This window comes from Kribbella sindirgiensis (assembly GCF_004331435.1).
Classification (GTDB): Bacteria; Actinomycetota; Actinomycetes; order Propionibacteriales; family Kribbellaceae; genus Kribbella; species Kribbella sindirgiensis.
Window position 1 is genome coordinate 116,070 of the sequence record NZ_SJKA01000011.1, and the last position, 21,483, is coordinate 137,552.

Annotated in this window: 19 protein-coding genes; 10 read left to right on the forward strand and 9 right to left on the reverse strand. The window is 68.7% G+C overall.

Annotated features, from left to right (window positions below; all coding sequences use genetic code 11):
* Window positions 1-55: 55 nt before the first annotated feature.
* Both E0H50_RS28170 and E0H50_RS28175 read left to right on the forward strand, forming a co-directional pair.
* Window positions 56-319, forward strand: coding sequence for a DUF3618 domain-containing protein (locus tag E0H50_RS28170; RefSeq protein ID WP_130381886.1), 264 nt, complete (start codon window positions 56-58; stop codon window positions 317-319).
* Window positions 316-654 carry a GroES family chaperonin gene (locus E0H50_RS28175; RefSeq protein WP_130381884.1) on the forward strand — a complete coding sequence of 113 codons (339 nt, stop codon included), beginning with the start codon at window positions 316-318 and terminating at the stop codon, window positions 652-654. The genes E0H50_RS28170 and E0H50_RS28175 overlap by 4 nt, the downstream gene beginning before the upstream one ends.
* Here E0H50_RS28175 and E0H50_RS28180 read toward each other — a convergent pair.
* Window positions 645-1,709: an FAD-dependent oxidoreductase gene (locus E0H50_RS28180; RefSeq protein ID WP_131293549.1), complete on the reverse strand. Its 1,065-nt coding sequence runs from the start codon at window positions 1,707-1,709 to the stop codon at window positions 645-647. The two genes, E0H50_RS28175 and E0H50_RS28180, sit on opposite strands and share 10 nt — an antisense overlap.
* Before the next feature lie 96 nt (window positions 1,710-1,805).
* On the opposite strand from E0H50_RS28180, the gene dapC reads away from it, so the two are divergent.
* The 3 genes from dapC to E0H50_RS28195 all read left to right on the forward strand — a co-directional run bounded on the left by dapC (window position 1,806) and on the right by E0H50_RS28195 (window position 5,091).
* On the forward strand, window positions 1,806-2,906 hold the full coding sequence (dapC, locus tag E0H50_RS28185; RefSeq protein WP_202868373.1) for a succinyldiaminopimelate transaminase: 1,101 nt from the start codon (window positions 1,806-1,808) through the stop codon (window positions 2,904-2,906).
* An 83-nt stretch (window positions 2,907-2,989) separates the two neighbouring features.
* Window positions 2,990-4,315: a M15 family metallopeptidase gene (locus tag E0H50_RS28190; RefSeq protein WP_131293551.1), complete on the forward strand. Its 1,326-nt coding sequence runs from the start codon at window positions 2,990-2,992 to the stop codon at window positions 4,313-4,315.
* 104 nt (window positions 4,316-4,419) lie between these two features.
* Window positions 4,420-5,091 (forward strand): hypothetical protein, encoded by a 672-nt coding sequence (locus E0H50_RS28195; RefSeq protein WP_131293552.1) that lies wholly within the window; start codon window positions 4,420-4,422, stop codon window positions 5,089-5,091.
* Here E0H50_RS28195 and E0H50_RS28200 read toward each other — a convergent pair.
* Entirely contained in the window at window positions 5,088-6,077 is a 990-nt protein-coding gene (locus tag E0H50_RS28200; RefSeq protein WP_131293553.1) for an alpha/beta fold hydrolase, read from the reverse strand. The genes E0H50_RS28195 and E0H50_RS28200 overlap by 4 nt on opposite strands.
* Before the next feature lie 140 nt (window positions 6,078-6,217).
* Between E0H50_RS28200 and E0H50_RS28205 the strand changes: the two genes are divergently transcribed.
* From E0H50_RS28205 to E0H50_RS28215, 3 genes are read left to right on the forward strand one after another with little or no spacing between them, the layout of a single operon-like run.
* A complete protein-coding gene (locus E0H50_RS28205; protein WP_131293554.1) occupies window positions 6,218-7,372 on the forward strand; it encodes an amino acid deaminase/aldolase in 1,155 nt (384 codons plus the stop codon).
* On the forward strand, window positions 7,369-8,670 hold the full coding sequence (locus tag E0H50_RS28210; protein ID WP_131293555.1) for a D-arabinono-1,4-lactone oxidase: 1,302 nt from the start codon (window positions 7,369-7,371) through the stop codon (window positions 8,668-8,670). Before E0H50_RS28205 ends, E0H50_RS28210 begins: the two co-directional genes overlap by 4 nt.
* A gap of 9 nt (window positions 8,671-8,679) precedes the next feature.
* The gene (locus tag E0H50_RS28215) at window positions 8,680-9,393 is read left to right on the forward strand and encodes a PIG-L deacetylase family protein (RefSeq protein WP_131293556.1); all 714 of its coding nucleotides are present in this window, start codon (window positions 8,680-8,682) and stop codon (window positions 9,391-9,393) included.
* 150 nt (window positions 9,394-9,543) lie between these two features.
* Here E0H50_RS28215 and E0H50_RS28220 read toward each other — a convergent pair whose 3' ends face one another.
* The 4 genes from E0H50_RS28220 to gndA all read right to left on the reverse strand — a co-directional run bounded on the left by E0H50_RS28220 (window position 9,544) and on the right by gndA (window position 13,736).
* Window positions 9,544-10,473, reverse strand: a complete 930-nt coding sequence (locus E0H50_RS28220) for an alpha/beta fold hydrolase (RefSeq protein WP_131293557.1) — start codon at window positions 10,471-10,473, stop codon at window positions 9,544-9,546.
* 25 nt (window positions 10,474-10,498) lie between these two features.
* On the reverse strand, window positions 10,499-11,035 hold the full coding sequence (locus tag E0H50_RS28225) for a DUF6817 domain-containing protein (RefSeq protein ID WP_131293558.1): 537 nt from the start codon (window positions 11,033-11,035) through the stop codon (window positions 10,499-10,501).
* A 571-nt stretch (window positions 11,036-11,606) separates the two neighbouring features.
* Complete coding sequence (locus E0H50_RS28230; protein ID WP_131293559.1) at window positions 11,607-12,050, reverse strand: DUF6319 family protein; 444 nt, start codon at window positions 12,048-12,050, stop codon at window positions 11,607-11,609.
* 246 nt (window positions 12,051-12,296) lie between these two features.
* Window positions 12,297-13,736, reverse strand: coding sequence for an NADP-dependent phosphogluconate dehydrogenase (gene gndA, locus E0H50_RS28235; protein ID WP_131293560.1), 1,440 nt, complete (start codon window positions 13,734-13,736; stop codon window positions 12,297-12,299).
* A 145-nt stretch (window positions 13,737-13,881) separates the two neighbouring features.
* Here gndA and E0H50_RS28240 point away from each other — a divergent pair, with 145 nt between their 5' ends.
* Both E0H50_RS28240 and E0H50_RS28245 read left to right on the forward strand, forming a co-directional pair.
* Window positions 13,882-16,995, forward strand: a complete 3,114-nt coding sequence (locus E0H50_RS28240) for a DUF2961 domain-containing protein (protein ID WP_165547322.1) — start codon at window positions 13,882-13,884, stop codon at window positions 16,993-16,995.
* Window positions 16,992-17,516, forward strand: coding sequence for an isochorismatase family protein (locus E0H50_RS28245; RefSeq protein ID WP_131293562.1), 525 nt, complete (start codon window positions 16,992-16,994; stop codon window positions 17,514-17,516). Before E0H50_RS28240 ends, E0H50_RS28245 begins: the two co-directional genes overlap by 4 nt.
* Before the next feature lie 696 nt (window positions 17,517-18,212).
* Here E0H50_RS28245 and E0H50_RS28250 read toward each other — a convergent pair.
* The 3 genes from E0H50_RS28250 to tyrS are packed head-to-tail and all read right to left on the reverse strand — an operon-like array spanning window position 18,213 to window position 21,435.
* Window positions 18,213-19,034, reverse strand: coding sequence for an NmrA family NAD(P)-binding protein (locus E0H50_RS28250; RefSeq protein WP_131293563.1), 822 nt, complete (start codon window positions 19,032-19,034; stop codon window positions 18,213-18,215).
* 30 nt (window positions 19,035-19,064) lie between these two features.
* Window positions 19,065-20,246, reverse strand: coding sequence for an aminoglycoside phosphotransferase family protein (locus E0H50_RS28255; RefSeq protein WP_131293564.1), 1,182 nt, complete (start codon window positions 20,244-20,246; stop codon window positions 19,065-19,067).
* A 4-nt stretch (window positions 20,247-20,250) separates the two neighbouring features.
* On the reverse strand, window positions 20,251-21,435 hold the full coding sequence (tyrS, locus tag E0H50_RS28260; RefSeq protein ID WP_131293565.1) for a tyrosine--tRNA ligase: 1,185 nt from the start codon (window positions 21,433-21,435) through the stop codon (window positions 20,251-20,253).
* Window positions 21,436-21,483 lie beyond the last annotated feature (48 nt).

Here is a 21,483-nt window from a genome sequence, read left to right on the forward strand (position 1 = left end):
GTGACTGAAGAAGGGCAGACCGGGGCAGCCCCGCCGATGGAAGGAGCGCCGACACGTGTCGGACACCAAGGCTCGGACCGCCGAGCAGATCGAGGCGGACATCGCCGCCACCCGGGCGCGCCTGGCCTCGACCGTGGACGAGCTGGTCGACCGGGCGAACCCGAAGAACGTCGCCCTGCGGCAGGTCGAGCAGGCCAAGTCCCAGGTCTTCGACGAGCAGGGTCAGCTGCGGACCCAGAAGATCGTCGCGGTCGCCGGTGCCGTCGTCGGTGTGGTCGGCGTCCTGCTGGTGATCCGCCGCCTGGTGGGTCGCCGGTGACGTCACGCAAGCGGCTGTCCGACGACAAGCTCCCGATCCGGATGCTGCACGACCGCGTCCTGGTCTCCCTCGAGCAGGAGGGCGAGCGGAAGTCGTCGGCGGGCATCCTGATTCCCGCCACCGCGCAGATGGGCCGCCGGCTGTCCTGGGCGAAGGTGGTCGCGATCGGCGCGAACGTGCGGACGGTCGAGGTCGACGACCGGGTGCTGTTCGACCCGGAGGACCGGGCCGAGGTGGAGGTGCGCGGCGACGACTACATCCTGCTGCGCGAGCGCGACCTGCACGCGGTGGCCGCGGGCCGCCTGGAGGACGGCCAGACCGGCCTCTACCTCTGAAATCTGAACCTGGCCGGCGCGCCGCGACCGCCGGTCACCAGGTCACGGACGAGCCCGCCGACCAGCGGTACGAACTTGAAGCCCTGCCCGGAGAACCCGGCCGCCACTGTGACCGGTCCGGCGCGGTCGATGACGAAGTCGGATGTCGGCGTGTTGTCGTAGAGACAGCTGATCGCGGTGGACCTGCTGGGGTCCAGCCCTGGGTACCACTGCTCGACGTACCGCAGCAGGGTCGCGTCCAGCTCCGGCTCGGGCTGGAAGTCGCGTGTGTCCGGGTCGACCTCCGGTCCTGTCGCATGCAGGCCGACCTTGACCCCGGAGCCCGGCTCAAAGAGGCCGTAGCTGGTAGGGCCGTGGTGCACGAAGCTGGGCCACTCCAGCTCGTCCGACCGCGGCGCGAAGAACCGTGGCTGCTCCTGCGTCACTCTGAACGGCGGTAACGGCACCAGCCCGTCAACCAGCCTTGGTGTCCAAGGCCCAGTCGTCAGTACGACGTGCCGCGCCCGCACCGCCCCACCTGGTACGTCGAGCTCGACCAAACCGTCGTACGTACGCAGAGCCCGTACTGGTGACTGCACGCGGAACTCGGCGCCCAAGCGACCAGCCACGACCTGTAGCGCGTGAACGGTCCGATCGGCGTACAGACGACCTGACCCCGGCTGGTACAGCACAGGGGTCTCGAACCGGAACCCGGGCCACCGCTCCGCGGCCTCCTCCGCCGGGAGCACCGACCCGGTTGCCCCGTGCAACGACCGGAAGACCTCGACCGACGCGTCGCCCATCCCGTGGTCGATCCCACCGGTCTCCTCGAGCAGTGTCTCGCCCGACTCCGCCTCCAGCTCCCGCCACAACGGACGGGCCCGCTCGGTCAGCTCAGCCAGCTCGGCGTCGTCCGCGGCCGGCCGGAACAGCCGCGTCGCGCCGTGCGACCCGCCCAGCTCGTGCCCGAGCGTGAACTGCTCCAGTACGACGACCTCCCGCCCGGCCGCGGCCAGCGCCCGCGCAGCAGCCGACCCCATCGCACCGGCCCCCACCACTGCCACGTCGTACGTCATCCGGTCACCCCCTGTCCGCCCCCTGTCAACGCTGATCGTAGTGATAGTGGACAGGCAATCTCAGCTGCCGAGCGGGTGGGGGAGAATGGGCGGGTGATCTTCGAGACCTCGAGCCGGTTGCCAGACTTCCCGTGGGACAAGCTCGCCCCCTACAAGCAGAAGGCGGCTGCGCATCCCGACGGGATCGTGGACCTCTCGGTGGGTAGTCCTGTCGACCCGGTGCCGGCGCTGGTGAAGCAGGCGCTGGCCGATGCGGCGGACGCCCCTGCGTACCCGACAACGCTCGGTACGTCGGCCGCGCGGCAGGCGGCTGTGGACTGGATGGCGCGCCGGCTCGGCGTGACCGGTGTGGACCCGCAGAGCGGCGTACTGCCCGTGATCGGCACCAAGGAGCTGATCATGATGCTCCCGACGCTGCTCGGCATCGGGGCCGGTGACACGGTGCTCATCCCGGATCTGGCGTACCCGACGTACGAGGCCGGCGCGGCGCTCGCCCGGGCGACCAGTGTCCCGGTCGCTGACCCGACGGCGTACGACGGGCCGGTCCGGGTCGCGTACCTGAACTCTCCGCGCAACCCGTCCGGCGAGATCACCCCTCCGGCCGACCTGCGGCGTGCGGTCGAGTGGGCGCGGGCGAACGACGTACTGCTGGTCAGCGACGAGTGCTACACCGAGTTCGGCTGGGACGAGAAGCCGGTGTCGGTGCTGCATCCGGACGTGTCCGGGGGGAGCTTCGACAACCTGCTGGCGGTGCACTCCCTGTCCAAGCGTTCCAACCTGGCCGGGTACCGCGGTGGCTTCGTCGCCGGTGACCCGACCGTCGTGGCCGAGCTGCTCGCCGTACGCAAGCACGCCGGGCTGATGGTGCCGTCACCGATCCAGGCCGCGATGGCTGCCGCGTTCGCCGATGACACTCACGTCGAGGAGCAGCGTGCTCGCTACCTGCGGCGCCGTGCGGTACTGCGCGACGCCCTGACCGATGCGGGCTGGGAGATCACCCTGTCCAACGGCGGGCTCTACTTGTGGGCCTCGCACCCGTCGTACGACGCTTACGGATCTGTCGGCGCACTGGCCGACCGGGGGATCTTGGTTGCACCCGGTGCGTTCTACGGGACCGCGGGTGACCGGCACGTGCGGGTCGCGCTCACCGGGACCGACGAGCGCATTGATGCCGCGGTAAAGAGACTGCAGGAGTGAAAGAACTTCTCGCCTACGTGTGACGTCTTCCTCTGTGACTGCCTCTTATATGGGTAGGTGTTGTCCAGGGGAGGGTGAGGCGGATGAGGCGCTTCGTGGGGGTAGCGGTCGCAGTTCTGCTGAGTGTCGGGTCCGTAGGTGTGGCCCACGCGGACGAGAGTCCTTCGCCGAGCGTCACGCCATCGGTGACTCCTGCAGAGACACCAACTCCAACGCCAACCCCGGCTGAAACGCCAACTCCTACGCCAACTCCTACGCCTACACCGAAAGCGGCGGCGGCGTGGTCGATCACGCTGGATCAGCCGGCCGCGTCCTGGGAGGACAAGCCGACCGTCTTCACCGGCAAGATCAGCCAGCCGATCACTGGCTCGTACATCACGCTGTGGCAGCGCGTCCCCGGTGCGTGGGTGCTGCGCGCCTCGACCCGGACCACGACCGGCGGCGTGTACAGGTTCAGCTACGTGTCGGCGGCCACGGGTACCTGGGCGTTCCGCACGATGATCGGGGTCAAGGCGGAGACGGCGCTCGCGATCTCGGACTACCGGAGCGTGCCGATCCAGGACCGGAAGATCCTGGTCAACACCCCCGCGTCCTGGTACGCGACCCTGACCGGCGTCTCGGTCACCGGGCGGATGGTCCCGGCCGAGCCGGGTAAGGAACTCGCGCTGCAGGAGTACCTCGGCAGCGGCGTCTGGCGACTGCTGAACATCGGCACGATGGATGCAGCAGGCAACTTCCGGATCCGCGTCCCCGACGACCTGCCGAAGACCCGGACCGTCCGGGTCGTCACGCGGTACGTCGCCCAGTCCGCGATGGAGTACTCCGGCCTCGCGACCATCGTCATCAAGGCGGCACTGAACCCCAAGGTGTACGCCGTCTCCGCCGCGATGGTGCCGAACACGTACCGCGCCGGATGCCCCGTGAAGCCGTCGTCGCTGCGGCTGCTGCAGCTGAACTACTGGGGTTTCGACGGCCGTGTGCACCGCGGCGAGCTGATCCTGCGGGACGCCGCGGTGGCGAAGATGATCACCGTGTGGACCTCGACGTTCGCGTCGAAGTTCCCGATCCGGCAGATGCGCCGGGTGGACGTGTTCGGCGGCAGCGACATCAAGTCGATGGCGGCCGACAACACGTCCGCGTTCAACTGCCGCCGCGTCACGGGTGATCCGTACTCGTTGTCGCCGCACTCGTACGGCTGGGCGATCGACATCAACACCGTCGAGAACCCGTACCTGGCCGCCAACGGGGTCTGGTACCCGTCGAACGGGCTGGCGTACCGCAACCGGTCCCTGGTGCGTCCGGGCATGCTCTTCTCGAGCAGCGTCGCTACGAAGGCACTGATCGGTCAGGGGTACTTCTGGGGCGCCGGCTGGGCCAAACCCGACTACCAGCACTTCCAGCCGAAGTGAAAGCCCTCGCGGTCGCCAGCGCGTTGTCAGTCGTCCTAGTCGGCTGCAGCTCGAACTCAGCCGCGGAACAACCCGCGTCGAGCCCAGCACCCAGCCCTAGCCCGGTGATCCCCACCACGGTCAGCGGCACCGTGCCGGTCCCGCCGACCACGCTGCCCAGCAGTAACCCGACGGACGCCGCCGTCCCACCCGTGGTGCCCGAGCAGGCGACCGCGCCACCTCCGGCCAACGCCGGTCCGCTCACCGCAGGCAACCTCCCGGCACCCGACAAGCTCGGCACCGGCTGGAAGACCTACGCGGACCCAGGTGGTGCAGAGGCGGGTTTCATCGGCAACAACACCTGGACCCGCCGCCGCGACCCACACCAGGCCTCGTACGAAGCACTGCCCTCCGGCTGCGCCGGCCGGCCAGTCAACGGCTCGTTGCCAGTACCGGCGTACGCCCTGACCGGCAGCTACCGCACGGCCGAAGCCCTACCCGCCACCGCGCTCCTGCTCCGCTTCAGCAACTCCACCCAGGCAGCGGCGTACTACGCCGGCTACCAAGCTCGCATGAAAGCGTGTGGCTCAGGCGGCGACCTCAGCGTCAAACAACTCTGGGCCGAGACAGCAGCTGCCACTGCAGTACGTGCGTATGCCGGAGCAGAGTCCTACGTGGACGTGTCCGTGGTGAAGGGCGCGACGGTCGCGCTCCTGGCTACGACTTCCACCAAGCCGGAGCAGCAGGCCGACTGGGCTCGGACCGTCGTCCCAGCGCTGGAAGCAGGCATGGGTTAGAGGCGGTCCGCATCCACCACCGCCCGTGCGAAGTCGCGTGGTGCTTCCTGGGGAACGTTGTGCCCGACAGCGAAGACGCGGTGCTCGTATGCGCCGATGAAGTGATCGCGGTACGACGACCCGTTCCCGGCCGGTGTGAACGGGTCGTCACGGCCGTCGATGGTGATCGTCGGCGCGGCGATCTTCGGCGTCTTCTGCAGCCGGCTCTCCAGTTCGGCGTACTCCGGCTCGGCCGGGATCAGGCTCTGCCGCCACCGGTAGTTGCCGATCACGATGGCTTCGTAGTCCGGGTTGTCGAAGGCGGCCGCGGTCCGGGCGTACGTCGCGGCGCTGTAGTTCCAGGTCGGCGAGTTGAACTTCCAGATGAACTCACCGATCTCCCGCTTGTACTGGTGCAGGCCCTGCGCGCCGCGCTCGGTGGCGAAGTAGTACTGGTACCACCAGGCGTTCTCGGCCGCGGGGGGCAGCGGCTTCTTGTTGAATTCCAGGTTGGTGATCAGGTACCCCGTGACCGAGACGAGTGCCTTCACCCGCTCCGGCCAGAGCGCGGCGATGATGTCCGCGGTGCGCGAGCCCCAGTCGTAACCGGCCAGTACGGCGCGCTGGATCCCTAGTGCGTCCATCAGGGCGAGCGTGTCGAGCGCGAACGCGGCCTGGTCGACGTTGCGAGGCGTGGCGGCCGAGCGGAACGTCGTACTGCCGTGGCCGCGAAAGTAGGGCACCACGACGCGGTAGCCGCGGCGGGCGAGCAGTGGGGCGACCTGCTCGTAGCTGTGGATGTCGTACGGGAAGCCGTGCAGCAGTAGTACCGGGGTGCCGTGCGCCGGCCCGAGCTCGACGTACCCGACGTTGAGGACGCCCGCGTTGATCTGCCGCACCGGTCCGAACGGGAGCTTCGGAGAGGCGGCCGCGCCTCCGGTCAGCAGCGGAGCGGCCAATGCGGCGGCTCCGGTGGTGCGAAGGAGGGTGCGGCGGCTGAGGTTCATCACAGGACCTTTCTGGGAGGTGAGCCCTCAGATTCGCCCGGGGCGTACCTCGGTCGCGCCCGTGAGACTCCCTGGAGTCCTGACAAAGTCGCACCAGAAGTTGTATTACCTTTCAGTATTTCGTGTCCTACACTCCGGTTATGGGTGACTTCGACCGGTATGCCCGCTTGACCGCGCGGCTGGACGCGCCGTACGCGGTGATCGACCTCGCCGCGTTCCGGCGGAACGCCGACGACCTGGTCCGGCGCGCCGCCGGGACGCCGATCCGGATCGCCTCGAAGTCGGTCCGCTGCCGCGCGCTGATCACGGCCGCGCTCGAGCGGCCCGGGTTCCACGGCGTGATGAGCTATGCGCTCCCCGAAGCGCTCTGGCTGGCCCGCAACGGTGTCGACGACATCCTGCTCGGCTACCCGACGACCCACCGGACCGCGCTCCGCGAACTGTCCGAGGACCCTGACGCGGCGTCCCGGATCACGCTGATGATCGACTCGCCCGAGCACCTCGGGTACGTCAAGGCCGCCGCGACCGGTACGGCCCGGATCCAGATCTGCCTCGACGTCGACGCCTCGCTGCGGATCTTCGGCCAGCACCTCGGCGTCCGGCGGTCGCCGCTGCGGACCCCGTCCGACGTGGCGGCGCTGGCCCGTAAGGTCGCCGCAGACGACGCGTTCGAGCTGACCGGCGTGATGTTCTACGAGGCCCAGATCGCCGGCCTCCCCGACACGTCACCGGCCGTCCGCTGGGTCAAGCGCCGTTCGGCCGCCGAGCTCGCCGACCGGCGCGGCGCTGTGGTCGACGCGGTCAAGCAGGTCGCACCGCTCCGGATCGTCAACAGCGGCGGGACCGGCAGCCTGGAGATCAGCAGCGCCGACCCGGTCGTCACCGAGGTCACCGCCGGCTCCGGTCTCTACGGCCCGACCCTCTTCGACAAGTACGACGTGTTCCAGCCCGAGCATGCGATGACCTACGCGCTGGACGTCGTACGCCGGCCCGCGCCACGGATCGCCACGCTCTTCGGCGGTGGGTACGTCGCGTCGGGACCGGCGAAGAAGTCCCGGCTGCCGCTGCCCGCCGCACCGTCCGGACTGAAGCTGCTGGGCACCGAAGGCGCCGGCGAGGTGCAGACTCCGGTCCAGGGACAATCGGCCGATCGGCTACGAATCGGCGACAGAGTGTGGATGCGGTACGCCAAGGCAGGCGAGATGCTGGAGCGGTTCGATGTCCTGCACGCCGTTGACGGTGAGGACGTGAGCGAACTCGTCACCTACCGCGGCGAAGGGAAGAACTTCGGATGAGCACCTGGCGGAACTGGGCCGGTACCGAATCGGCGACCGGGATCGAGACACTGCGACCAGGCTCGGCCGACGAGCTCGCGGCCGCGGTGAAATCCGCCGCCGAGCAGGGCAAGAAGCTCAAAGCGGTCGGTTCCGGCCACTCGTTCACGGGCTGCTCGGTGCCGCGACAGGTGATGATCCGGCTGGACGGCCTGTCCTCGATCGTCAACGCCGACAAGGAGTCCGGCCGGGTCACGGTCGGCGCGGGCACCGGGCTGCGGAAGCTGAACGCGGGGCTGGCCGCGTTCGACCTCGCGATGGCCAACCTCGGCGACATCGACAAGCAGACGGTCTCCGGCGCGATCTCGACCGGCACGCACGGGACGGGCGCGCGGCTCGGCGGCCTGGCCACGCAGGTCGTCGCGCTCGACCTGGTCACCGCGGACGGCTCGGTGCTGCACTGCTCCGCGGAAGAGAACCCGGACGTCTTCGCCGCGGCCCGGGTCTCGGTCGGCGCGCTAGGCGTGATCAGCTCGCTCACGCTGCAGTGCGTGCCGGCGTTCCTGCTGCGCGCGCAGGAGATGCCGCTGCCGCTCGGCGAGGTCCTGGACGGGTTCGACGAACTTGCGGACGGCAACGACCACTTCGAGTTCTACTGGTTCCCGCACACCGACATCGCCCTCACCAAGCGGAACAACCGGGTCGGGCCCGGGGTCGGCGCCTCGCCGGTCGGCCGGGTCCGCGGCTGGATCGACGACGAGCTGCTGTCCAACAAGGTCTTCGAGCTGACCAACCGCCTCGCGGTCCGGCGGCCGGGGATGGTGCCACGGATCAACCAGCTCGCCTCGCGTGCGCTGTCGGCCCGGGAGTACGTCGACGCGTCGTCCAAGGTGTTCTGTTCCGAGCGCAACGTGATCTTCCGCGAGTCGGAGTACGCCGTACCGCGGGAGCACGTCGTCGACGTGATCCGCCGGCTGCGGGAGTGGATCGACGCGTCGGGGTCGCGGATCCCGTTCCCGATCGAGGTCCGGGTCGCCGCGCCGGACGACATCTGGCTGTCCACGGCGTCCGGGCGCGCGACGGCGTACGTCGCGATCCACCAGTACCACCGGCTGCCGCACGACCCGTACTTCCGGGCCTTCGAGAACATCGTCGCCGACTACGACGGGCGGCCGCACTGGGGCAAGCTGCACACGCTCACCGCGGACGACCTGCGCGGCCGGTACCCGCACTTCGACGACTTCCTCGCGGTCCGCGACCGGCTGGATCCGCAGCGGACGTTCGATAACGTCTACACCCAGCAGGTCTTCGGGCACTAGCCTGCGGGGATGAGCACTCTCGAACCGGTCGTCGAGGACTGGCAGAAGGCGCTGGCCGTGGTCGCGCACCCGGACGACCTGGAATTCGGTACGGCGGCCGCGATCGCGCGCTGGACCGGACAGGGCAAGCAGATCGTGTACTGCCTGCTGACCTCCGGCGAGGCGGGGATCGACGGCGTCGACCCGGCCGAGTGCGGCCCGCTGCGCGAGGCCGAGCAGATCGAGTCGTCCCGGATCGTCGGCGTCTCCGCGGTCGAGTTCCTCGGCCAGCCCGACGGCACCATCGAGTACGGGGTCGCGCTCCGCCGCGTGATCGCCGCCGCGATCCGCCGGCACCAGCCGGAGATCGTCATCACGAACAACTTCCGCGACACCTGGGACGGCGACGTCGCCCTGAACCAGTCCGACCACATCAACACCGGTCGCGCCACGCTCGACGCGGTCCGGGACGCCGCGAACCGGTGGATCTTTCCTGACGCCGGCGACAAGTGGGACGGCGTACGGCAGGTGTGGGCAGCCGGATCACCCGACTCCCGGCACGGGGTGGATACCACCGACACGTTCGAGATCGGAGTGCAGTCGCTGAAGGCGCACAAGGCCTACATCGACGGCCTGAACTGGCCACACTTCGACCCGCAGGAGTTCCTCGAAGGCACCTCGCGCCCGGCCGGTGCGCTGCTGGGCACGAAGTACGGCGCGCGGTTCGAGGTCTTCACTCCTTGAGGTAGGCCTGCAGGTGCGGCGGCCCCGGCTTCGGCCGCCGCGGCTCGCGATCGCCGGCGGTGCCCGGGCCGGGCGGATTGTTCGGACCGACCCAGGAACGGACCAGCGCACGGCCGCCCCAAGTGTCCCGTGAGTACCAGATATCTGCGGTCAGCGAAGTGCGTTGACGGCGGCTGCCACCTCAGTGGGGTTGGAGATCGGGGTGAGGTGGTTCGCGTTCGGGATCAGCGTCGGCGCGGGGGCGCCGATGCGGGTCGCGGTCTCGGCCGGGTTGCCGCCGTTCATGTCGTCGGCGCCGAAAACGACCGCTTTGGGAATCTTCAGAGCGCTCAGCTTCGCGAGCCGCTCGGGCGCGACCGCGGGGATGCCGTGCGCGGTCATCTGCCAGACCGCCTTCTCGGCGCCAGGCTGCCGGAACGGACGGGTCCAATCGTCGACCACCATCTCCGGGCAGTCGGGGGAGCAGACATCGCGGTAGATCTTCTTCAGCAGCCAGCCCTGATCGAGCACCAGCCGGAACAGCGACGTCCGGTACGGCGGGACGATCAGCCACCGCGGCGGCCCGGCCTGCCCACCCGGCAACGGCAGCCCGTCGCCGTCGAGGAACATGATCCCGCCGATCCGCTCCGGCGCCTCCAGCGTCGCCTCGGCCGCGATTCCGGCGCCGAGCGAATGCCCGACCAGGATCGGCCGCGGCTCACCCGGCCCACCGAGGTGCATCGCGTCCAGGAACCCGAGCAGTTGCGCCGCGAGATGCTCGACCGTGTACGGCGCCTTGCGCTCGGAGTACCCGTAGCCGGTGATGTCGTACGCGTACACGCGATGGTTGGTAGCGAGCAGCGGTACCAGCCGTGACCACGTGTCGACAGACTCCACTGACCCGTGCACGAGTACGACCGGTGTTCCCGACGTACCCCAGGTGTCGTAGCGGGTGTTGACGTCGCCGGCCTGCACGTACTTGAGGCCGGGTGGCGGTGCGGCGGTCCCGCTGGTGACGAGGTTGTAGCCGAGAGATGCCGCGGTGACGACCAGCCAGAGCCCGAGAAGTCCCAAGAACCCCCGCCACAGGAACCGTTTCACAGCCCCTAGTTTCGCAGGCCCGCCTTCACAGCTGGAGGATGCGCTGGGACTCGGTGAGGACCGCGGGGGAGGCGAGGGACTGCCAGCGCGGGATCTGTTCCTGGAGGAACGGGCGCAGCTTGAGCGCTCGCTTGGTGTCGTGGTCGAGGACGTCGAGCTCGTTCACGATGGTCAGGTCGACGAAGTCGCGGAGGTCCTCGGTGCCGAGCTCCTCGGACGTGCCGGTGAAGCGGTCCGTCACGGTGCGGTGCTCGGCGAGGTCGCGCCAGGTGGTCTCCCGGTCGCAGGCGCCGTACCGGTAGACGATCAGCTCGGCCTCGGTGCCGATCACCGACTCCAGGACCGGGCGCTCGGTCTGCCAGTCGAAGAGGTGGGTCGGGAAGCCGTCGGTCCCGTACGCCGCGTGGGCGAGGCCGGCCAGCACCAGGTCGTCGGGCGCGCCGAGCGAGCTGAGGCGCTTGGCCACGCGATGCAGGTGGACGTACAGGCTGCCGCCCGCATGATCGATCTCGTCGGCGCCGCGCACCAGCAGCAGCGAACCCAAGTCCTGGAAAGTGCTCATCTGACCCCTTCTCACCCCGGAGCGGCCAAACCCCTCGACCAGACCAAGGCCCACCGACCCGGCCCAGGTCACCCACGGTAAGGCCAACCCACCGCCCCCGCCCACCACTCCGGCGTGCCGTTTGAGTCACATCCCGTTCTCCACAGGCCCGGTGCACAGGAACTCGTGTGGCTGGACAGCAAATAACCTGTTCAACGCATCCACCACGCGGGTGCACCCCCGGTTCTCGCGCGCGCCGCCGCCATGTCGTCCCAGTTGTTGCAGTGGGCAACGGGTACAGCTTCAGTAATTCCAGAACCCGCCCGCAACCACCTCACACAGTTGCGGACGGGTTCTGAATGAGGGTCCTGTCTGGTGATCCATCGCCTACTGCGGGGCACTCGGCACGGCACCTCGCCGCACGGGTGCAAAGGCCACGATGCTCCGCATCGAGACCTTCGCCCCCGCACGCCGATGCACCGCACCGAGCACCTCCTCGCTACGGCGCTGGATCACCAGACAGGACCCTGCCCGTGGCTGATCAGGGAAGGTGACCGACCACGGGAGCCTGTTGTCGGGATCAGGCGGGTGCTCAGTCGAGGTCGGCGAGGGCCTTGCGGGCTGCTTCCAGTTCGGCCTCGAGGGCGGCGACCTTGGCGGCCTGCTGGGAGCGGGCCTCCTCGATGACCTCGTCGATCGGGGTCGACAGGTCCTCGTGCAGCTCCTTGGCCGCCCGCGACACCGCGGCCGCGGCGACGGCCAGGTCGCGCGCCAGGTACGTCGTGCCCTGCTTCAGCTCGGCGCGCCACTCACCGTCCGCCGTCCCGGTGACGGTCAGCGTCAGCTCGATGGTCTTCGTCTTCTTGCTCGCGGCCTTCTTCGCCGGCGCCTTCTTCGGCTTCACGGCCTCAGCGGACGCGGCCGGCTCGGCCGGTGCCGGCGTGGTGGATTCGGGGGCGGCCGTCGACAGGTTGACCGGGTCGGGAGTGTCGGCGAGGTCGGACGGCGTCTCAACTGCCAGAGTGTCTACAGTCATCGTTGCGGCGATCTCCTTCGGGAACTGACGCGGGACGACCATTAGAACACATGTTCGATTAACACGCCAACCAGCCTGCGCAGGAAGTGTGATGTCACAGGACATCGGTCTAGGTACCGGCTGGATCCTGGTCACTGCCAACAGCGCAGTCGCCGGAACGGTCGCCGCACGCTCCGACGTCGTCCACGGGTTCAATGTGGCCGGCGTCGGAGCGGCGGGCGTCCTGTGTGTTGCCGCAGCGGCTGTCTACGCGGTCGTCTCGGAGCGGTCGCCGGACCACTCGAGGTGGAAGCTGCCCTCGCGGTCCACGCGCTTGTAGGTGTGGGCGCCGAACAGGTCGCGGAGACCCTGGATCAGGGCAGCCGGCAGCCGCTCGGCGCGCAGACCGTCGTAGTACGACAGGGCCGCGGAGAACCCCGGAGCCGGTACGCCGATGGTTGCCGCGGTGGCCACCACTCGGCGCCACGCGTCCTGGCCGCTCGCGACCGCATCGCGGAAGTAGTCGTCGACCAGCAGTGACGGCAGCTCCGGGTTGCGGTCGTACGCCTCCTTGATGCGGTCCAGGAACCGCGCGCGGATGATGCAGCCGCCGCGCCAGATCGTCGCCATCGCGCCGAGGTCGATGTTCCAGCCGTACTCGTCGCTGGCTGCCCGGATCGCGTCGAAGCCCTGCGCGTACGCGACCAGCTTCGACGAGTACAGCGCGTGCCGTACGTCGTCGATGAACGCGTCCCGGTCGACGTCCGCCTTCACGTCCCCGGGCCCGGGCAGTACGCCGGCCGCGGCCTCCCGCCGTACGACGTCACCGGACAGCGACCGCGCGAACACCGCCTCGGCCATACCGCTGACCGGGATGCCCAGGTCGAGCGCGGACTGCACGGTCCAGCGGCCGGTGCCCTTCTGCTCGGCCTGGTCGAGGACGATGTCGACGAACGCGCCGCCCGTGGTCGGATCGGTCTGGCTGAGGACCTCGGCGGTGATCTCGATCAGGAACGACTCGAGGTCGCCGGTGTTCCAGTCCCGGAACACCTCCGCGAGCTCCGCCGGGGACAGGCCGAGCGCGTGCCGGAGCAGGTCGTAGGCCTCTGCGATCAGCTGCATGTCGGCGTACTCGATGCCGTTGTGCAGCATCTTCACGAAGTGGCCGGCGCCGTCCGGGCCGACGTGCACGCAGCACGGCTCGCCGTTCACGTGCGCGGAGATCTTGGTCAGCATCGGCTCCAGCGCCGCGTACGACTCGGGGGAGCCGCCGGGCATGATGCTCGGGCCGTTCAGCGCGCCCTCCTCGCCGCCGGACACGCCGCTGCCGACGAAGTGCAGACCCTTGTCGCGCAGCGCGGCCTCGCGGCGCCGGGTGTCGGCGAAGTGCGCGTTCCCCGCGTCGACGACGATGTCGCCCTCGGCGAGCAGCGGCACCAGTTCGTCGATGACCGCGTCGGTCGGGGCGCCGGCCTTGACCATGATGATCACCTTGCGCGGCTGCTCCAGCGACTCGACGAAGCCCGCCAGATCTGTCGAGGGGACGAACTCGCCCTCGGAGCCGAACTCCGCAACCAGTGCGTCGGTGCGGGCCTGGGAACGGTTGTGCAGGGCGACGCGGAACCCGTTGCGTGCGAGGTTCCGGGCGAGGTTGCGACCCATCACCGCGAGGCCGGTGACGCCGATCTGGGCTTTACCTGAACTCATCGAATCTCCCGCAGTCTCAAGTTGTGTGCGGGGTCCAGTCTGCCTGAGGCCTTCTCAACCGCAAACATCGGTGGTAGACATCTCAGAAATCGATTTCCCATCACGGAGGAATCCGCCCATGCTCCGTCGTGCTGTCGTTCTGCTGATGTCAAGCGTGCTGTTGCTGACCGGTGCGGCACCGGCCTCGGCCGGTACCGCCGAAGGTGCCAACGGTCCGGTCGGCTGGGAGGTGTACCGGAACCTGGACCGGTTGCCTGAGCTGCAGACCGGCGTACGCACGAAGCAGTTCTCCAGTTTCGGCCGCGACGGCACCAACAACGACGGCTTCGACGGCACCTACTCCTGTCTGCGTACGTCGGACGCGGGCTGCGTGATCGCCGAGGACAGCGGCCCCGGTGAGGTCGCCTCGATCTGGTTCACGCGCGACGAGGGCAACGTCACCAAGACCGGAACGATCACCGTCGAACTCGACGGCAAGCAGGTCCTGCACGGCTCGCTGCAGGACATCGTCGACGGCAAGCTCGGCGCGCCGTTCAGCTATCCGCTGGTTGCGAACGGCGTCCAGACCAGCGGCGGCGTCTACATCCGCGTCCCGATGCCGTACCGCTCGTCGATGCGGATCACCACGCAGACGAACCCGTACTTCTACCACGTCGACTACCGCGAGTTCCCGGACGCGAACGGCGTACAGACGTTCGACCCGAGCGACAAGGCCGAGGACGTGCTTGCCCTGCTCAACGCGGCCGGTACGAAGGACCCCAAGCCCGCACGGCCCGACGCGCGGACCACGAAGACGCCGGTGAACCTTGCCCCAGGCAAACAGTTGACGCTGGCCGACACCCGCGGTGCCGGTGAGCTCAGCGCGCTGCGGCTGAGGCTGCCCGACCTGGTCGGGCTCGATCTGAAGAGCCTCGCCGATGACGGTCGGGCGTTCCTCGGCGGCAGTACGTTCACGATGAAGATCGACCCGGCCAACACGGGCGTGAAGCTGACGCGCCGGATGGATCTGCGGATCGGCAACCAGCGCGCGAAGATCCTCGTCGACGGCGCACCCGCGGGCGAGTGGGCACCGTTGAAGGCACAGGGCGCGCAGTGGTACGACCAGTCCGTCGATCTCCCGGCCGCGTTGACGGCGGGCAAGTCGCAGATCACCATCACCAACGAGTTCGTCTCGTCCGACCTGGACTTCAACGAGTTCGCGTACTGGGTGGACTCCGGTGACAAGCTCGATGTCGGCCCCAACCACGTCGCCGACGAGCAGGCCCACGGGTACGCGATCACCCAGCAGAACTGGAGTGGCGAGCACGCCATGTCGTACGCCGCCACGGACGAGGACGCCGCCCGCGTCAAACCGTCCGACACGCTCCTGGCGGGTGTCCGGGTGCAGGTGACGATCGACGGCCAGAAGCGCGTCGACGCCCCGCTTGGCGAGTTCTTCGGCTCCGGCCTGGGCGAGAACCCGGTCCGCTCACTCTTCTTCGCCATGGATCCCGACGGCTGGTACTCCTCCTGGTGGCCGATGCCGTACGCCGCGCGCGCCACGGTCACGCTGGTCAACAAGACGACGTACCCGTTGAAGGGGCAGGCCGAGGTGACGTCGGCTCGCGATGCACGCAAGGCGGCCGACCTGGCGGCGGGCAAGGTCGGTTACTTCACCGCGATCTCGGCGCGCGGCGAGACCACGCAGGGCAGTGACTGGACGTTCGCCGACGTGGCCGGCCGCGGCAAGTTCGTCGGCGTCTCGCAGACCATGGAGGGACTGCTTGCCGACGGCAACACTCGCGGGTACCTGGAGGGCGACGAGCGGGTGTCCGTCGACGGCGAGCGGACGCCGGCGATTCACGGCACCGGAACTGAGGACTACTACGAGTCCGGCTGGTACTTCAACGCCGGCACGTACTCGACGCCGTTCCACGGCAACTCCGCGCACGAGGTGCGGGCCGGTGCCTGCATCATCGAGTGCGACGGTGCGTGGCGACTGCACATCACCGACTCGATCGGCTTTGAGAACCAGCTCGACTTCGGGATCGAGCACGGGCAGCAGGACGACCACCCGGCGATCTACGGCTCGACAGCGTTCCTGTACACCGCGTCGAAGTTCGGCGCGCGGGAGACCGACCGCGTCGACACCGGCTCGGCAAGCAGCCGTCAGCAGCACGGGTACGTCGACAACGGGACGCAGGCCGATCTCAGCGCGGTGTACGAAGGCGACCACGACAACATCACCCTGACGGACCAGGTCCGCTCCAGCACGCAACCGATCCGCTTCAGCGTCAAGATCGACCCAGCCAACCGGGGTGTCACGTTGCGGCGAACCAGTGATCAGAACAGTGCCGGGCAATCCGCGCAGGTGATTGTCAACGGCAAGGATTCGGGCACCTGGCTGCAACCACTCGGCAACACCCACCAACGCTGGCTGGACGACAACTACCAGCTACCTTCCTCCATCACCGCGGGCCGTGACCGCCTGACCATCGAACTCCGACCCACCGGTCCCGCCTGGACGGCCTCGTCGTACGTCGTCCAGTCGTTGACCGCGCCGTACGTCGACCGCCGCGCGCCAGGCACCGTGACGGGTCTTGCCGCCGCCGGCCGCTCCGACAACGCGATCAACGTGACGTGGTCCGATGTGGCCGATGAGAGTGGGGTCGCGTATTACAACGTCTACGGGGCGAAGGCCGGTGGAGCTGAGACGTTGCTGGGGACGAGCCCGCTGCCGGGGTTCCTGCACCGAGGCTTAGGGCTCGGTGAGACGTGGACGTACCGGGTGTCGGCGGTGGATCTGGCCGGGAACGCCGGGCCGAAGTCGGCTGCCGTGCAGGCGACCAGCGGGCGGACGTTGCGGGTCGAGGGCGAGTCGATGCTGCCGCCGGTGTCGTCGACGGTCGCGGTGGATCCGCAGGGGAACTGCTGCGGGGTCAGCTGGTCAGGCGGTGCGCAGGCGTGGATCCACGGGACGAAGGCCGGTGACAAGACGGTGTTCGGGTTCAGCGTCCCGACGACCGGTTCGTACCAGTTGTCGACGGTGCTGACGAAGGCGGCCGACTACGGGACTGTCGACGTACAGGTGGACGGCCACGCGGCGGTCGGCTTCGACGGCTACCAGGCGTCCGGCGTCGGTACCCAGACAGTTGGGCTCGGTGAGGCGCAGTTGACGGCGGGCGAGCATCAGTTCACGGTGACAGTTACCGGCAAGAACGGGGCAGCAACCGGCTACCTGGTCGGAGTGGATCTGCTGGATCTTAGGCTCACCCCGTGAATCCTTTGGAGTCCCGTCGTACCGCGCTCGTCCTGATCGATCTGATGCCGCGGATCATCGCGCTCGAGACCGCGCCGCTGAGTGGATCGGTCGTGCTCGAACGGTCCGTGGCGCTGGCCGAGGCGACGCGGTCCGCCGGCGGTTTGGTGGTGAACGTCCGGGTCGACCGGCCCGGGGTGGAGGTGCAGCCGGAGGGCAGCGGGTTCGCGCCCGAGGCTGCGCCGCGGCCCGGTGACCTGGTGATCGTCAAGCAGACGATCGGCGCGTTCGGCCGCACTACCCTCGACGCCGAACTGCAGTCCCGCGGCATCGCGAACGTCGTCCTGGCCGGCATCGCCACGAACTTCGGCGTCGAATCCACCGGCCGCGCCGCCGCGGACCTCGGCTACGAAACCTTCTTCCTCACCGACGCCATGACCGGCCTCGACGACCATGCCCACACCTTCGCCATCACCTACACCTTCCCGCGCCTGGGCTCGGTCTGCACCACCGAGGAGTACCTGAAGGCACTGCACAAATGACCGCCCCACACACAGCTGTACCGCAGTTGCCGGCGGCTTGCGTCAGCAGGTGGTCCCGGCCTGGCCGGCCGAGTGTCGGGGAGGCGACCTTCTGAGCGCGGGGTTGCGGATCGCGGATCGCGGGAGCTTGAACAGGTTCCTTCGGCTCTCCTGTCCGATGTGTGGGCGGCGATCAACCCGATCCGGGATCATGGAACAGGCAATGGTGGGTAGGCACCTGGTATCACCTGTTCCCAGTCCCCATCACCTGTTCCCAGTCCCCCAGTGCGTGTTCCCGGTCCCCAGTGCGTGTTCCCGGTACGCCGGTATCGGCCGGCCGGTCAGCAGCGGGATGGACGCGGAGCTCCCCAAACCGGTTTGGGGACGATGACGTGCTGTTTTCGGGGTGCGGCGCTCCCCGAACTGGTTTGGGGAGCCGGCGCACCGACGCGGTTTGCGGGGGCGCGGGGTGGCTCGACAGGGAGAGCGCCGGTGGGACGACGTACGCGCGGGAGCGATCACGCTCAGGTGCACCAGGCAGCCACTCAACACGTCCTCATGAGAGAACGCATACTCAGCCGCCCGCGCCGGCACCAACCGCCCAGACGTCAGTCACAAGAGCCGTTGTTACCGGGGAAGTGACACCTTCCGGGGGCTGTCGACAGGGAATTTCAGGTGCGGGCCCACCAGAATCTGTCGCACGGCTGTGCACTGCGCTCAGGTGAATAGTGCAGCGTTTTCCTCGGCCCAGACCTGCAGGGTTCGGGCGGGGTGGCCGGTGACGTCGGAAACGGTGCTGTTGACGGTGGTTTCGTCGATGGTGCCGTCGCCGAAGAAGGACTCGATGGCTTGGGCGTAGGGCTCCGGCATCGAGGCGTGGAGCGCTTCGTGGGTTTCGGCGCGGCTCATCGGGTACGCCGTCAGCGGGCGACCGATGGCCTCCGCGAGGATCGCGACCTGTTCGACCGGGGTGAGGGCAACCGGGCCGGTGAGGCGCAGTACCTCGCCGTCGTGGGCACCCTGCAGAGCGCGGACCGCTACGTCGCCGATGTCGCGGGGATGGATCGTCGACACCGGTACGTCGGGGAACTGCACCCGCACCTCGTCGCCGGCCGCCAACTGGTCGCGCCAGCGCAGCGTGTTCGACATGAAGGAGTTCGGCCGCAGGAATGTCCACTCCAGCCCGGCCTCGCGGACCGCTTCCTCGGTGGCGTGGTGGTACGCGGCGACAGCGTTCGTCAGCTCACCGTCGAGCGAACTGCTGGACAGGACGACGACTTTCCGCACGCCGGCCCGCACCGCGTTCGCCAGCAGTTCGTCGAGCCGGTCGTAACCGCTCAACAGGAAGATCCCAGTCACCCCGGACAACGCCTCGACGAACGTTTCCGGCCGGTTCAGGTCGCCGTACACCGGATCGATGCCGGTCGGCAGTTCGCGTGCCGAGCGGATCAGTGCCCGCCCCGGAATCCCTTGTTCCGCGAGCGATTGCAGGACGGCGCCGCCCGCGTTTCCGGATGCGCCGGTAATGAGAGTCGTCACTCGCTCAACCCTGTCACAGCGCGGCAAGCCTCACCAGTCGCGAAATGCACCCGCGGCCGCTCGGAGGCAGATGGCGGGGTCGTCCTGGTGGTATATGCGTTCGGTGGGTTCGATGTTGTCGAGGAAGCGTTGGTATGTGAGGGCGTAGGTGAGGTAGCCGAGGACCTTCATCGGCCGGATCGCTCGCAACGGGTCGCTGCTCGGTGCGTGGTTCTTCCAGGCCGCGCACCAGACGTCGGTGACGTGCGGATGCTTCTCCGCGGGCAGGAAGTCGTGCAGGCGCTGGACGTCGAGCGCCGGGTGGCCGATGAACGCGTCGGCCCAGTCGACGATGACCCGGTTGGTGCCGTCCGAGCGCCAGTTGCCCGGATGGAAGTCGCCGTGCACGACCGTGATCGGCAGTCCGGCCGCGTCGAGTTCCTCCACGATGCCGGGGAGCTTCTGGATCAGCTGTTCCACGTCGGCCGATTCGCCGGGGGAGAGCGTGACGCGCGGCAGCAGTCGTGTGACCTCGGCGACCAGTTCCTCCGGGAGCAGGCGAGGGGCCGCGAGCGTGCCGGCCTCGGACGCCAGCGCGGCCTGAGCGGCGACCCATCGGCTCACCACGTTGTCGACGGTCGCCTGGTCCGGCTCCCAGCAGTCGGTGCCCGGGGCATGAGCGAGGAGCGACCACCGGTCGTCCGTCGACTGACCTAGTACGGCGGGCGCCAGCGTCGCGTCGTACCGGTGAACGTGCTGAATGATGTCCGCGTCGATGCTCCCGAACCGGCTGGTGGCCTTGGCCCACGCGCCGGGGAAACGGATCAGGCACGACAGGTTCCACGTCTTCACCTGGACGGCGTCGTGCGGTCCGACGACGGTCTGCGCCCACTCGATCAACCGGCCCGGCCCGTCGATCTCGGCCCAGGTCGATCGCAACGGGTCGGGCGCGATGATCGCGGCCCAGTCAGGCAGCGGAGTCTCGTCGAGTACGCCGTTCCGCGGTTCGTCGAGCGCCTGGACGTGGTACACGACCCGTCCGCCGCGACCGATGACGGCTTCGTCGGCGTCGACGAGTCGCAGGACCACTGTCCGAACCCCGAGCAGTTCGTCGAGATGCCGGGTGATCGCCTCGACCTCGGCCCACCACGCCGGTTCGACGTCGAACGCGGGCGCTCGCCCGACGTACCGGTCGCCGACGCTGACCAAGGCCTCTACCGTCTTGAGCTCCACCCGCCTACTCTCGCGTGATCCGGTGCCAAGTGCGAGCGCCGGACTTCAGCACCACGCCCGCGTCGAGTTCGACTGCCGCCAAAGGGTCGTCCACCCGTACGCCGTTGATCGCCACCGCGCCCTGCTGGAGCAGACGACGCAGCGCCGAGTTGCTGTCGTTCGGACGGGCAGCGCGCAGCAGGTCGAAGGCCGTCACGACCTCACCGGTGACGACGACCTCAGGGATGTCGTCCGGTTCGGAACGCTCGGAAAACGTGTGACGGAAGGCGTCCAGCTCGGTCTTGGCGATGCCGGCGCCGTGGTACCGGGTGACGACGGCGGCCGCCAGGCGCAGCTTGGCGTCGCGCGCCGCCGGGCCGGTCGCGTCCGCGAGTGCGGCGACCGTCTCGAGGGGGAGTTCGGTGTAGACCCGCGCGTACGGCTCGACCAGCGAGTCCGGAATGCTCATCAGTTTCCCGAACTTGTCCCGCGGACTGTCCGTCAGTCCGATGTAGTTGTTGAGCGACTTCGACTGCTTGGCGCGCCCGTCGATCCCGGGCGTGATCGTCGTCGTGATCACCACCTGCGGCGGTGCGCCCAGCCGCTGCTGGAAGTGCCGTCCGAGCTGCTCGTTGAACAGCTGGTCCGACCCCACGATCGTCAGGTCGCTCTGCATCGCGAAGCTGTCGTACCCCTGCAGCACCGGGTACACCAGTTCGTGGACGGCGATCTCCCGCCCGGCCGCGACCCGCTCGCGGAACATGTCCCGGCTCATCAGCTGTGCCTGCGTGACCTGGGCGAACAGACTCAACAGCTCGGCCACCGGCATCGCGTCGTACCACTCGGAGTTCCGGCGTACTTCGAACACGTCAGGATCGGTGCGCAAGACGAGCGACACCTGTTCGAGGAACGACGCGGCGTTCGCGTCGATCTGCGCGGGGGTGAGGACGGGCCGGGTCTCGGAGCGCCCGGTCGGGTCGCCGACGCGCGTGGTGAGGTCGCCGAGCAGGAACACGACCCGGTGCCCGAGGTCCTGCAGCTGGCGCATCATCCACAGATTGACCGCGTGCCCGAGATGCAGGTCGGGCGCGGTGCAGTCGACGCCGTACTTGATCCGCAGCGGTCGCCCGGACTCCAGGCGCTCGCGCAGGTCGTCCTCGCCGACGATGAGGTCGGTGGTCCGGCGTAATCGGTCGATGACAGCGTTCATGGGGTTCCTCTCGGGACGAGGCACCTCCGAACCAGTGCCTCCGGCGAA

Excerpts from the sequence above, each read along its gene's own strand:
- E0H50_RS28180 (WP_131293549.1), bottom strand. The coding sequence starts at position 1,709 with ATGACGTACGACGTGGCAGTGGTGGGGGCCGGTGCGATGGGGTCGGCT.
- E0H50_RS28190 (WP_131293551.1), top strand. The coding sequence starts at position 2,990 with ATGAGGCGCTTCGTGGGGGTAGCGGTCGCAGTTCTGCTGAGTGTCGGG.
- E0H50_RS28200 (WP_131293553.1), bottom strand. The coding sequence starts at position 6,077 with ATGAACCTCAGCCGCCGCACCCTCCTTCGCACCACCGGAGCCGCCGCA.
- E0H50_RS28205 (WP_131293554.1), top strand. The coding sequence starts at position 6,218 with ATGGGTGACTTCGACCGGTATGCCCGCTTGACCGCGCGGCTGGACGCG.
- E0H50_RS28210 (WP_131293555.1), top strand. The coding sequence starts at position 7,369 with ATGAGCACCTGGCGGAACTGGGCCGGTACCGAATCGGCGACCGGGATC.
- E0H50_RS28215 (WP_131293556.1), top strand. The coding sequence starts at position 8,680 with ATGAGCACTCTCGAACCGGTCGTCGAGGACTGGCAGAAGGCGCTGGCC.
- E0H50_RS28225 (WP_131293558.1), bottom strand. The coding sequence starts at position 11,035 with ATGAGCACTTTCCAGGACTTGGGTTCGCTGCTGCTGGTGCGCGGCGCC.
- E0H50_RS28230 (WP_131293559.1), bottom strand. The coding sequence starts at position 12,050 with ATGACTGTAGACACTCTGGCAGTTGAGACGCCGTCCGACCTCGCCGAC.
- gndA (WP_131293560.1), bottom strand. The coding sequence starts at position 13,736 with ATGAGTTCAGGTAAAGCCCAGATCGGCGTCACCGGCCTCGCGGTGATG.
- E0H50_RS28240 (WP_165547322.1), top strand. The coding sequence starts at position 13,882 with ATGTCAAGCGTGCTGTTGCTGACCGGTGCGGCACCGGCCTCGGCCGGT.
- tyrS (WP_131293565.1), bottom strand. The coding sequence starts at position 21,435 with ATGAACGCTGTCATCGACCGATTACGCCGGACCACCGACCTCATCGTC.